Source organism: Deltaproteobacteria bacterium (assembly GCA_016874755.1).
Lineage (GTDB): Bacteria > Desulfobacterota > Binatia > UBA9968 > UBA9968 > DP-20.
Map to the genome: position 1 here is coordinate 31690 of VGTH01000009.1, position 11764 is coordinate 43453.

14 protein-coding genes are annotated in these 11764 nt (G+C 56.9%); 3 read left to right on the forward strand and 11 right to left on the reverse strand.

All coding sequences use genetic code 11. The features are described from left to right. Window positions 1-25: 25 nt before the first annotated feature. The 4 genes from FJ145_07450 to FJ145_07465 form a co-directional block, all read right to left on the reverse strand. Window positions 26-283, reverse strand: coding sequence for a 50S ribosomal protein L27 (locus tag FJ145_07450; protein ID MBM4261263.1), 258 nt, complete (start codon window positions 281-283; stop codon window positions 26-28). Window positions 284-297: 14 nt separating this feature from the next. After that, window positions 298-612 carry a 50S ribosomal protein L21 gene (gene rplU / locus FJ145_07455; GenBank protein ID MBM4261264.1) on the reverse strand — a complete coding sequence of 105 codons (315 nt, stop codon included), beginning with the start codon at window positions 610-612 and terminating at the stop codon, window positions 298-300. Between the two features lie 109 nt (window positions 613-721). After that, window positions 722-1792 carry an LLM class flavin-dependent oxidoreductase gene (locus tag FJ145_07460; GenBank protein ID MBM4261265.1) on the reverse strand — a complete coding sequence of 357 codons (1071 nt, stop codon included), beginning with the start codon at window positions 1790-1792 and terminating at the stop codon, window positions 722-724. A 187-nt stretch (window positions 1793-1979) separates the two neighbouring features. Then, a complete protein-coding gene (locus FJ145_07465) occupies window positions 1980-2357 on the reverse strand; it encodes a VOC family protein (GenBank protein ID MBM4261266.1) in 378 nt (125 codons plus the stop codon). A gap of 407 nt (window positions 2358-2764) precedes the next feature. On the opposite strand from FJ145_07465, the gene FJ145_07470 reads away from it, so the two are divergent. Together FJ145_07470 and FJ145_07475 are read left to right on the forward strand one after the other, a co-directional pair. Next, a complete protein-coding gene (locus tag FJ145_07470) occupies window positions 2765-3703 on the forward strand; it encodes a hypothetical protein (protein ID MBM4261267.1) in 939 nt (312 codons plus the stop codon). Between the two features lie 52 nt (window positions 3704-3755). Then, on the forward strand, window positions 3756-4196 hold the full coding sequence (locus FJ145_07475; protein MBM4261268.1) for a PPOX class F420-dependent oxidoreductase: 441 nt from the start codon (window positions 3756-3758) through the stop codon (window positions 4194-4196). 117 nt (window positions 4197-4313) lie between these two features. On the opposite strand, the gene FJ145_07480 is transcribed toward FJ145_07475, so the two are convergent. Beyond that, window positions 4314-5267 carry an MBL fold metallo-hydrolase gene (locus FJ145_07480; protein ID MBM4261269.1) on the reverse strand — a complete coding sequence of 318 codons (954 nt, stop codon included), beginning with the start codon at window positions 5265-5267 and terminating at the stop codon, window positions 4314-4316. An 8-nt stretch (window positions 5268-5275) separates the two neighbouring features. Continuing rightward, complete coding sequence (locus FJ145_07485; protein MBM4261270.1) at window positions 5276-6088, reverse strand: alpha/beta hydrolase; 813 nt, start codon at window positions 6086-6088, stop codon at window positions 5276-5278. Between the two features lie 148 nt (window positions 6089-6236). Between FJ145_07485 and FJ145_07490 the strand changes: the two genes are divergently transcribed. Continuing rightward, a complete protein-coding gene (locus FJ145_07490) occupies window positions 6237-7265 on the forward strand; it encodes a hypothetical protein (protein ID MBM4261271.1) in 1029 nt (342 codons plus the stop codon). Between the two features lie 144 nt (window positions 7266-7409). Here FJ145_07490 and FJ145_07495 read toward each other — a convergent pair whose 3' ends face one another. The 5 genes from FJ145_07495 to FJ145_07515 form a co-directional block, all read right to left on the reverse strand. Further along, window positions 7410-8558 (reverse strand): amidohydrolase, encoded by a 1149-nt coding sequence (locus tag FJ145_07495; GenBank protein ID MBM4261272.1) that lies wholly within the window; start codon window positions 8556-8558, stop codon window positions 7410-7412. A 75-nt stretch (window positions 8559-8633) separates the two neighbouring features. Beyond that, window positions 8634-8966, reverse strand: a complete 333-nt coding sequence (locus tag FJ145_07500) for a zinc ribbon domain-containing protein (protein ID MBM4261273.1) — start codon at window positions 8964-8966, stop codon at window positions 8634-8636. Window positions 8967-9312: 346 nt separating this feature from the next. Continuing rightward, window positions 9313-10308, reverse strand: coding sequence for an extracellular solute-binding protein (locus FJ145_07505; protein ID MBM4261274.1), 996 nt, complete (start codon window positions 10306-10308; stop codon window positions 9313-9315). A 38-nt stretch (window positions 10309-10346) separates the two neighbouring features. After that, entirely contained in the window at window positions 10347-11135 is a 789-nt protein-coding gene (locus tag FJ145_07510) for an alpha/beta fold hydrolase (GenBank protein ID MBM4261275.1), read from the reverse strand. A 10-nt stretch (window positions 11136-11145) separates the two neighbouring features. Then, complete coding sequence (locus tag FJ145_07515) at window positions 11146-11688, reverse strand: peptidylprolyl isomerase (protein MBM4261276.1); 543 nt, start codon at window positions 11686-11688, stop codon at window positions 11146-11148. Window positions 11689-11764: the final 76 nt, after the last annotated feature.

The window sequence follows — 11764 nt, forward strand, 5'->3', positions numbered from 1 at the left end:
CTTTTCAGATCGTATCACGCCCAACTTATTGGGCCGGCAGGACATCCACTTTCTTACGGGTTTTGTCGTAGCGGCCGTATTTCACGATGCCGTCGGTGAGAGCGAAAAGCGTAAAGTCACGCCCCACGCCGACGTTCTGGCCCGGATGAATCTTAGTGCCGAGCTGGCGCACAAGAATATTGCCGGCGCGCACGGTTTCGCCGCCAAACACTTTGACGCCGCGCCGCTGCCCTTGGCTATCGCGCCCGTTTCTTGAACTGCCGCCTGCTTTCTTATGTGCCATGACTGACTCCTGAACTACGCTTCGATCGCGGTGATTTTTAGCGCGGTTTGATACTGGCGGTGACCCTGTTGCCGGCTGTAGCTCTTGCGCCGTTTCTTTTTGAACACGCGGATCTTTTTCGCCCGCACCTGACCGACGATCTCGCCGGTCACTTTGGCGTTGGCAACCAGCGGCGTGCCGATCTTCACGTCGTCGTTGCCGCCAACGAACAACACGTCGCCGAGCGTCACCGTCGCGCCGACGTCGCCGTCGAGCTTTTCGATTTTGACGACCTCACCCTCGGCCACGCGGTATTGCTTGCCGCCTGTTCTGATTACTGCATATTTCATAGTTTTTTCCCGGAATTTGATTGTCTAAAGGAAAAAACCGCCAAAGTCAAACAAATCGCGCCGGTGGGCAGGGTCCGCCAGCGGTGATGTCTCCATCTCTACCCAGAGATCAGTGCAAATGAGGTAGCACTTTCTCCGCGAAGAGCCGCATCGCCTTCAGCGTCTTTGCCTGGTCCAAACTGCCCGACGCAATGTTGAGCATGACCTGCTCCGGCTGCATCGCGTTGACATAGAACTCGATCTTTTCAATACACTCATCCGGCGTGCCCCAGACCGCCATGACGTTCGGCCCTTCGGCCGCGACGGCAGCTTTAGCCTTTTCCAGTGTGCAAAGTTTCTCGAAGGCCTCACGCGACGCGCTCTTCGTCGCATACGTGTGAATGGTTTCGGTCTGCACTGGGCGGCTCAGTCGGCCGCGCAAAAAGACATCCGCCTGCGACGATAGGGCGAGGGCGCCGTTTTCGATCGCCTCTTCGCGGCTGGCGGCGACGTGGCAGTGAATTCCTAGCACGACATCACTCTTAGAACCCGCCGGTAAATTCTTTCGGTAGGTCTCGGTCAAACCGCGCACGAGGTCGAATGGAATGCCGAGATAGCCCGGCTGCACCAGACCTTGACCCACTACGCCGGCAAACTTCGCACTCTCCGGCGTGGTCGCCGCCGCCGTGTAGATCGGCGGATGGGGCTGCTGCACCGCCGGTGGGCTCAGTTTGAAATCGCGCACCTGCCAATATTTTCCGTCGAGTTTTTCAACGTAATCGCCTTTGAACAACTCGATCAGCATGCGAATGCCTTCTTCGAACCGCGGCGCGCTTTCGGCCGGATTGACGTTCATGCGGCTGATCACCCACGGGTGGCCGCGGCCGATGCCGAGCATGATGCGGCCGTTGGTCAACAAATCCGCCGCGGCTACTTGGCTCGCCAACATCGCCGGATGGTGAATCGGCATGCTGATGATTCCGGTCAGAAAACGAATGCGCCGCGCCGTCTGCGCCGCGGCGACGTAGAGACCCAGCGGAAACGGCGAGCAGGAAAATAAATCTTTGCCAAAGCTCTCCGTGATCGAAAAGAAGTCGTAGCCGAGCTGATCGGCCAGCGCGATCTGCTCGAGCACTTCGGCGTAAAGCTGCTGCTCGGTTTTACCCGGATAGGAGAATTCGGTGAACAGGCCGATTTTCATTTTTACTACGAGAGGAATTCCGAGTTCCCTCGTCCTTTTGGGAGAGGGTTAGAGCCTGCCCCGGACCTGATCCGGGGCTGAGGCTGCTCGAAGCATGACAGGATCGTGCCACAAGTGCCCTCTATGCTCTCCCAGAGGGAGAGGAAGAAGAGACTATACTCAGCGAGTGCAGTAGCTGTTCTAGTTTTTACAGATCATTCCGCCGCACCGGCCCCCAACCCGTCGTCGAGATATCGATCAAATTGCCGTCGGGATCGGCGCAGCGGCCTTCAGCATAAGTGGCAATGCGATCCTTTGGCGCGCCGGCTGGATAAACTTCACTGATGCGCTTAGTGGTTTCCTGTGCATCTTCCACATGAAAACCGAAATGATAGAGGCCATCCGCATGGCCCGGCTCTTTGGGATCGTTGGCGTTAAGAATCGCTAGATTGACCTCGCCGTCGGACAGATGCACCGAGCCATTTTTCGTTCGATACATCTCCTTCATGTCGAAAACTTTTTTGTAATATTCCGCCAGCTTATCCGGTTGGCGCGTCAGTAAAGCCAAGTGGCGCAGCTTTGCCATAAATTGTTCCTCCGCGACAAAGAATTCAGTCAGCGCTATCACCGCGGCGGAAGCCTGTCAACGCAAAGATCGCGGCGCGCGCCGACCGAGCCGAAACAATGCTTGAACTTTCCTCTGCACCGGGCGATTGAGGTGAAACTCTGGAGGAGCGATGGTGCGACCGAACGGTCGCGTCTTGCATAAGGCGCGTTAAAGCGCAGGCCTCTTATTTTCACTCCGGAAGAGTTTCACCTCGATCGACAGCGCGTGGTTTCCACAACGCATGAATCAATCCGGTGTGAGGTATCTTAAAAATGCTACTTCCGGCGAGGTCGGATTGTGCTAATCTAACGGTAGTCGCGGAAGCAACGCGGTTCGCACGTAAACAGAGGCTGCGGTCGGACACTGACAGTCAGAGGCATCGCATCTTGAAAAGCCCAGAAGTCAAGACGATCATCGGAAATCTATCCAGCAAAAAGATCACCATGCCGGATGTCAATCTTGCACCGATGCCGGCTTTGGCTCCTCCCGGCGTGGTTCACAATGGCAAGAAAGCCGATGGCTACGGTGAGATCGATGTCTCCCGGGGATATCCCGATGTTCGGAGTTTCAGAAGGAAGTTCGGACTGGTGATTCCCGCTACGAATACCAGCATGGAGCACGATCTTTGGAGCATTATTTTCAAAAACCAAGGCCCACGCGGATTAAGAGGGATCGGCCTTCACACCACGAATGTTATTACGTCCAACCCGCGGTTGGAAAATGAAGAAGATCTGCTGGAGTACAAGAGCCCGTTCTTGGGTGGCCTGAAGTCGGCCGTCGATGCCGGTTTGTTGGCGCAGCCACAGTACATGATCATGGGCATGAGTCTGGAACATATTCTTGGCGGCATCGAAGCAATCCGGGCGCCCATGCTCGAGATCGAGGCGTACTCCGGCCTGTCTTGGGCCGCCTGGCATGATGCCATTTTAGCGGCATTGAAAAGATACCGAGCCAAGAGAGTCGGCCTTTTAACTCCGTTCGATAAGAAAGGAAACGAGTTTGCGACGCAGATGTTCGAAGAATTGGGCTTTGAAGTCGTGTCGAGTGTTGGCTTCTGCTGCGCCAATGCGCTTCATATCGCGCATGTTCCGGACTGGGCCAAGGAAAAAGCTATCGTCGAGCTCTTGGCAAATAACAAAAATAACCTGGATGCGGTGGTTCAATGCGGAACAAACATGAGCTTGATTGACGTTACGGAGAAGTTGGAGCCCGTGGTCGGGATTCCGATCCTTGGGATCAACCCGGTGACTTTCTGGTACGCGCTGCGGGAAAACGGATTCGACGAAGCTTTACTGGGCGGAGGGCGACTGCTGCAAGAGTTCTGAGGCGTCGCTGGCGCCCATTTGACTTAGCGCATCACGAAAGGAGGAAAATAAAATGCCCCTGCAACATCCAAATATGACAGTTGCGCATCGGCAGTTGACCGCGAAGGAGCGCCAGTTACTGGAGAAACCCGTGCTCGTTCATGTCGGCATCGTCTTGCCAGACGGCACTCCTCACGTTTCCGCGATGTGGGTCGACCTAGAAGGTGAGGATATCATTCTCAACACAGCAGAGGGACGGACCAAGGCCAACGTGCTGCGCCTCGGCAGCCCGGTCGCGCTCAGCGTCGTTGATTCTGAAAACCCCTACCGCAATCTCGGCCTGCGCGGCCGCGTGGTCCAAGTCGTTAGCGAGGAGGAGGGCGCCGGCGCCGGGATCAACCGCCTCGCCAAGAAGTATCTCGGAGTGGAAGAATACCCCTATCGCGCTCCTGGAGAGCGCCGGGTACAGTTCCAGCTGCGCCCGACGGTCGTCAGCGGTTGGGGAAAAGACTAGCCGCACCGGTTGTGCGAGCAAGGTCCGCATAGAAAGATGATCTGGCTTGAGGTTTACCGCGTGAAGCACTCTCAGGCCAGTCATCCGTGGCCTTCGCAAAACCGCTGCATCCAAGAACTACCCGCCGATCACCATCGTCGTGCCCACGCTATTCGGCGTAAACGCGTCAGGAAATTCTCGCGCGATCAAATGGGTCGCTTTCCAACCGGTGCAGTGCTGCGGCACGATCACGGCGGGATTGAACTCGCGCAGCGCTTGCACGGTGGGCTGGACAATCGGCTCAAAGATCGGCCCGGTGAGATGAAACCCGCCGATGACCGCGTGAATCTGCTTAACGCCGGTCATCTCCCGCGCACACTTCAAAGTATTGACCACACCGGCGTGGCCGCAGCCGGTCAGCACGACCAGGCCTTGGTCTTTGACGTTGATGACAATCGCCTGATCGTCGTGAATCCACGGGTCGGGCTGCCATTTGCCGTCGATCAGCGCGACTTGATTGGGGCTGCCTTTTTCAAACGCCGTAGTGCGGGGGATCTGTCCCGTCACCAGCGCGTTGCCGCCGATTAACATCGTCGGGCCGCGTTCTTCGACGATTTGCACGTCTTCCGCTTCCAAATCTTTCTTGCTCGGTGGAATGTGTTCCGACTCATGGCCGTCGCCGTGGACGTTCTTGCGCTTTAAATAGGCGTCAGGATGGAGCACGATCGGCACTCTGGGCCGGCCATAGCGTTTGATGAAACCCAACAAACCGCGCGTATGATCGGTGTGACCATGGCTCAGCACTACCGAGTGAAGCTCGTTGCCCTTGATGCCGAGCACGTCCATGTTGTGCAGCACGCCGTCCACGGTGACGCCGGTGTCGAAAAGAAAAGAATCCTTGTTGCCGCCCGAGTAGGTTGTTACGAGCATCGACACGCCATGCTCGGCGCGAAGTTGCGGCCCTTTGTGCGCGTCGCTGCCGCGTTTGTGCCGCTTGGCCACCGGTGTGTTGCCCATCAATACATCGATCGAGTTGTCCATCACGCTGAGAATTTCGACGCGATCGACGGTCTTGAGCGGCACGGTTGCCATAGCGCCTCCTACTTTACTTCGGTCTGGAATGGCTTCTTCAACATCCAGTTGACGATCTGCTCGACGGTTTGGTTTTCTTTACCGAGAAAGCCGTGCTGGCTGCGCGCATCGCAAGGGCCGGATTGCGGCGTGTCACCGCCAAAAACGGAGATCAACGGGTATTTTTCCGACAGCCGCGCCGCATCGCCGTAGGGGGTAAACTGGCACTGATCGCTGACGTGATGCGCAAACAAGAGTGGAACGCGAATCGTTGCGAAATCGAAACGACTGAGCCCGGGGCCGGGCTCTTTGGATCTCGGCGGCACGGCGCGAAATAGCGAGGCCGTCATTACGACGCCGGCGATCCGGGAGCCGAAGCGGGCTCCGAGCGCCGCTGCCGAGATTGTGCCGCGGCTCGTGCCGATCAAAAATAATGGCAGATTCGAAAAGCGCCGCTGCAAATCGTCGATCACAGCGCCGATGTCTGCGGCGTGCTCTTCGCCCAACCGGAACTCATCGCTCATGCCCCAACCGCTTTGCTGATCCGACGGCGCATCGATGATCGCCGCTCGGGCGCCATATTTGATAAATTCGCTGCGGCTGCGCACGAGAAAATTGCCGCTGTCAAATCTTGGCCTGCCGCCCTCGTCGCGCAGGCGAATCGCGCCGCCCGAGCCGGGAAAAAGCACGACCATCGCCTCGGTCCGTTTCGGCGCGCTGGTGAGAAAAAAAGACTGGGTCACATGGGGCCGGGTCGGCAGTGTAACAATCTCCTGCGCCACAGCGTTGCCGGCGCAATGGCAGACCCAGCTCACAACAATAATTCGCAGGAAATAATTCATGGGTTCCTTTGTGCCCCCTCACTAGGCTACGCGAAAGTTCAGCAAACCGTCAAGCATTATAACGGAAGAGATCCTAACTGAATTGACGGCGCCGCGCCCTCTGTAATAGCCTGCAGCGGAATCGCGGCCTCTGCAAAGGAGAACAGATATGACAAAAGTCCTTGCCGCGCTGCTTTGGATAGCGCTGCTCGCTGGAGTTGTGCACCCTCAGGCTCCCTACTATCAGGGCAAGACCATCCGCATCGTCACTGGCTATCCCGCCGGCGACGTTAACGACCTCTGGCCGCGGCTGATCGCGCGCCATATGGGCAAATACATCCTCGGCAATCCCAGCTTCATCGTACAGAACATGCCGGGGGCCAGCTCGATGATCGCAGCCAACTATGTCTATGGCGTCGCCAAACCCGATGGTCTCACACTCGGCTGGATTGCGCCGACGCTTTACTTCGATCAACTGGTCGCCCGCAGAGAGGTCAAGTATGACTGGGCCAAATACAGCTTCATCGGCACGCCCGCGCCGAGCGAGCACCATCTCTACATGCGCAGCGACAGCGCCTATAAAACCATCGAGGATGTGCGCAAAGCGAGCGAGCCGCCCAAGTGCGGCTCCGGCGGCGCAGCCGGAACTGGATTTTACTTTCCCAAACTGCTGGAAGAAACCGTCGGTGCCAAGTTCAATATCGTGCTTGGCTACCAAGGCGGCGGGCCCATCGACCTCGCCGTCGAGAAAGGAGAGATCCATTGCCGGGCCATGACCATCGAATCGTTCATGGCGCGCGAACCGTTTCACACCTGGAGGAAAAACAAATTCGTTCATAGCGTGGCCCAGTCGTCGCGCAAGCGCGACCCCCGGCTGGCGGACACGCCGACAATTCACGAGTTGATGGATCAGTATAAAACCAGTGAGCAGTCGCGCCGCGTCGCGACAGTGATTCTAGCCGGAGGATTCTTCGGCAGGCCATTGGTTGGGCCCGCCGGCATGGCGCCGGAAATTACCAAACAGTTGCGCGTTGGCGTGGCGAGCGCGCTCAAAGACCCGGAGTTGAAGGTCGAAGCGGAAAAACGCAACTACGAGCTGGAACCGGTCGGCGGCGAAGAAATGCAGCGGTTGGCCAAGGAAGTCATGAGCCAACCGCCGGCGGTGTTGGAGCGGATGAAGAAAGTGCTGGGCGAATGAGATCCATGTGTGAGGCATCTACATTTAAACGAGGCTTCAGCACGGAATCGAAGAATGCTTCGACAACTTGATGACCGGATAACTTACCCAACGCTTTTCTCTTTCCGTTCGTCCTGAGCTTGTCGAAGGACTCCGAGGGATTTCTCACGGGTTCTTCTCCAGCAACCTCGGCCCGTAGAGTCGGATCGAGTTATCCCACAAGATTTTCCGCTTGCTCTCGTTCGAGATCGGCTGCGCCTCAAACCACGGTAAGACTTTCTCCGGATCCGGTGCGTCGGGGTGCGGATAATCGGTGTTCCACACTAGATTGTCATCGCCAAAAAACTTGACGATGTCATCGAGCCCCGGTTCATCCGGATCGGCGGAGATCACGCATTGGCGTTTGACGTATTCGCTCGGCTTCATCGGCAAACCTTGACCCAAGATGACGCGCCGGCCGTGCGAGTGGTCGTCCATGCGCGGCAGGAAGAAATTGAGCCAACCGGCGTTGGCTTCCAAAATTCCCAGTCGCAGCTTCGGATAGCGGTCTAGAATGCCGGTAAACACGTAGTGCGCCAACGTGATCATGTTATCCATCGGAAAGCCCATGATGTGATCGAGGGCCGCAAACGGTCCTTCCTGGCCGCCGTGCACGGCAAGAGGACGAAACGGCGCGGCGCGCCGGTGGCGTGACTCGCCGTGGACAGAAATCGGAAAATCCAAGTCGCTGGCCATCTGCCACAGGCCATCGTACTCGGGATCGTGCAGCCATTTGCCTTCGGGCAACAGAGGGTTGCGCACCGAGACCGCGCCGAGCTTTTCCACAGCGCGGCGCGCCTCGGTAAGCATCATCGAGCTGTCGCTGGCAGGCAGCGTCGCGGTAAACTTCAAACGCGCCGGATCGGTGCTGCAATAGTCGCGGCACCAGTTGTGATAGGCGCGCGCCATCGCGGCACCGACGTCGGGCCTCTTCAGCGCCGTTTCCATGACGCGGTTGCCGTTGGTCGACAGAATCACCTGGATGTCCCAACCAAAGCGGTCCATGTCTTTCAGCCGAACCTCCGGCGACCACCAGTGATCATAGGCCACGCCGTACTTGTCTTTCATCCACTGATCGTGATGCGCGGGGATCGCGCCACCGGAATTGAGCGCGTCGTCCAACTTTTCGTCTTTGGCATAGACGTAAAAATTGCGCTGCATACCAATGACTTTCGGCACGCGATCTTTGTAAGCCGGCTCCAGGTAGCGATCCCACATGTCACGCGGCTCGTGATGATGCGCGTCGGCGTCGATGACTTTGAATCCGTTCCACATAGGCTCTCCCGTTCAAGGTTCGAAATTCGATCCCACTATTTGGAATCTGAAATCTGCAATCTGGAATTCAGGGCACTAGCGCGGCACTCGCCGCGCCAGTGCCCTGTCAATGCGTTTACCGATTCGTTCGGCCATTTGAAAAGTCTTGGCATCCTCGGAGCCTTTTGCCTCGGCAAACATCTCAGCCGTCTCTTTCTGCTTGCCCAGAAACGGCTTGGCGCGATGAAGAAACTCGTCGTTATACATCGCCCCCTGGGCAATCTTGAAACTGACGTTGGAAATGATTTTCGTTGTCGCGTGGCTGCCACATTGTTCGCATCTCACGGCTCGCGCAGCACTATTCACACTTGGCCAATAAGCCTCGGTCAGGCTTTGGCATCTTCTGCAACGGTATTCGTACAACGGCATAGGTGCTTTCGTCTTACAACGGGCTATTCACAAATTGCAACAACAGTGAGAACCGGCGACACACTTGAAGTGAAAATCTTGGACTTGAAACCGCGTGCCCTACGGCGGCAACGGCAGTGGTATCGGAAATGATTCTCAGTTTCAGTTAGCACGAGGTCTTCCGCTTTGGGAATTGTGCCGGAATGCGAGAATCCCGCGATTTGTCATCCTGAGCGCCAGCGAAGGATCTGCTTTTGCGCGCAGTTGCATGAAGCAGATTCTTCGCCTTTGGCTCAGAATGACGATTACGGCACAGTCTCCAAGGAGGAGGGGAGTCGGATGTTTTTATTGGGCTTGGAAACTGAGGTCAGTTCTTGCCAAAGATCTCTTGAAACTGCTTCACGTAGCGATCGAAGTTTTCGTAAACCTGCTCGGCGGTAAAAACCGCCGTGAACCCCTGCGCGAGTTTCGGCGGATCGGGTAAGACATCGATGCGATCGGGCACGCGGCGCTGCGCTCGGATCGTCTCCTGACCGGTCTTCGACAAAACAAAATCGATGAACAGCTTGCCAGCGTTCGCGCGCGGCGCTTTCGCCGACAGGCCCAGCGGATTCAAATTCGCGTAAACCGGATCGAGCGGCACCCAATCCACCGGCGCGCCGTCGCGCTTCAACGTTTCAAAGTTCTGCGAGTAAGCGGCCAATCCCGAGTTTACCTCTCCTGCGGCAATGAGCTGCGCCAACAAAGTTCGGCCGTTGCGGAGTTGCGGCTGCTGCTTAGCCAACTCACGCATGAAGACCAAACCCTTCTCCTGCCCCATGGCTTGCAGCATGACGGCAAACCATTCGTAGGCGGTCTGCACGATGCCCACTTGGCCTTTCCACATTGGCTTGAGCAAGTCGCTGTGCAACTTGGGCACGTTGTCGCGGCTGACGTGCCGGCTATTGTAGCCGAGCACCGTGTAGTTCGTGTAAACCGAAGTCCACGTCCCCTGGGGATCTTTGTGTCCGGTGCGAATAAACTTTCGCTCCGGCGAATCGTAGGCCGCCAACAGGCCGCGCTTTTTCAAATTGTGCGCATAAAAGCCGGTCGTGCTGACGATGTCCCATTCAAACTTGCCGGCCCGCGCCTCGGCGAGAATGCGCTCCATCAACTGCGCATCGCCGGCGCGATAAAACTGCGCGTCGATTTTTGGATAAATTTCTTTGAAGCGATCGATAATGCGGCGCGCGTCGGTCGCGCCGAGTGAGGCGTACCAGGTGAGTTTGCCTTCCGCTTCGGCTTTTTCTCTCCACTCCGAAGCATGTACCGAAGCAACAAGGGCGATCACGGCAAATGCGATGGCAATACTTTTTACGATCATGATCGCGCAACGACCGCGGGCAGGTCTCAGACCCGCCCCTACGGTTTTATGAAGCCGTGCTTCCTGAGAAATTGGAGCATGTGAGCATCGAAGGTTGCGGGATCTTCCAAACAGCAAGCATGCCCGGCGCCGGGGATCGTATGATGCACCGCCCCGGCGATGCGCGTGCTCATCTCTTTGCTGCGTTTGAGCGAGTTGTCGAACTCGCCGTTCATGATCAGCACCGGCATTTTAAGCTCGGGCAAGCGCGCGGTGAGATCGCGGTTCTGTAACGCATTGAAGATTTCGGCAATCGCTGGCGCGCTGAGCTCGGCGTCCATCTCAGTGTGCATGCCCAACAAATATTTGCCCAATATTGTCTGCGGAAAGTCTTTGCTCACCAGGTCGGTGAGATGCTGGATATGAAATTTCTCAACGCCCTGCTTCATGTAACCATCGATGCGGCTGCCGTAGCGGTCGCCCGGCATGCTGCTGCAGCCAACTAGAATCAGCGCTTTGAAAATCTCCGGATGGTCCAGCCCCAACTGCAAGCCCATGACACCGCCGACGCTGACGCCGGCAAAAACTGCTTCGCGCGCGCCTTCCTGTTTGCACACGGCGACCACGTCGTCGCACAGATCGTTCATCGTGATCGGCGTTGCCGGCTTGTCAGAATAGCCGTAGGCGCGCAGATCGATGTTGATCACTTTCACAAACGTCGAAAAGTGCGCCGCCTGGTACATGAACATGCGCCGGTCAAACGGGTTGGCATGCATCAAGACCAGCGGATAGCCTTCGCCCGAGACTTCGTAGTAGCTTTTGACGCCGTGGTTTGTGCTGTAGGGCATGGCAGACTCGCTATTGTTTCTTGGGTGCCGCTTTATCCCCGGCTTTCTTGATATCGACAACCTTGATGTCAAAAAAGAGCGTCTTTCCAGCCATCGGATGGTTGAAGTCGACGATTACGGTCGAATCCTTGATCTCATGGACGCGCACCGGCATCGGCTGCCCTTGCGGCCCGCTGGCCATCAGCATGGTCCCAACTTTGAGTGCCTCGGGCGGTAATTTGTCTTTGGGAACTTCTTGAAATGCCGCCGGGTTCACGGGACCATAGCCATCCTCCGGCTTTACCTGCACCTTTTTTTCCTGGCCAACTTTCATGCCGAGGAGTTCTTTATCCAAACCAGGGATGATCTGGCCGCTGCCCTTGGTAAAAACCAATGGCGGCTTGCCTTTGCTGGTGTCCATCACTTGGCCTTTGTCGTCTGTCAACGTGTACTCCATCGAAACCACCGAACCATTCTGAACCGCGACTCCAGACTCAGCAGCCGGCGCGGCACGATGGTCGACAAAGAACCAAAAGCCAACCACGATAAAGACGGCAAGCTTTAGCGTACTCACACAATTCACAAGACCTCCCAAGCGCACAAAAGTTTGCTTGAGCCTTCACGCTACGCGCTGCCGTCGCGGATTACAA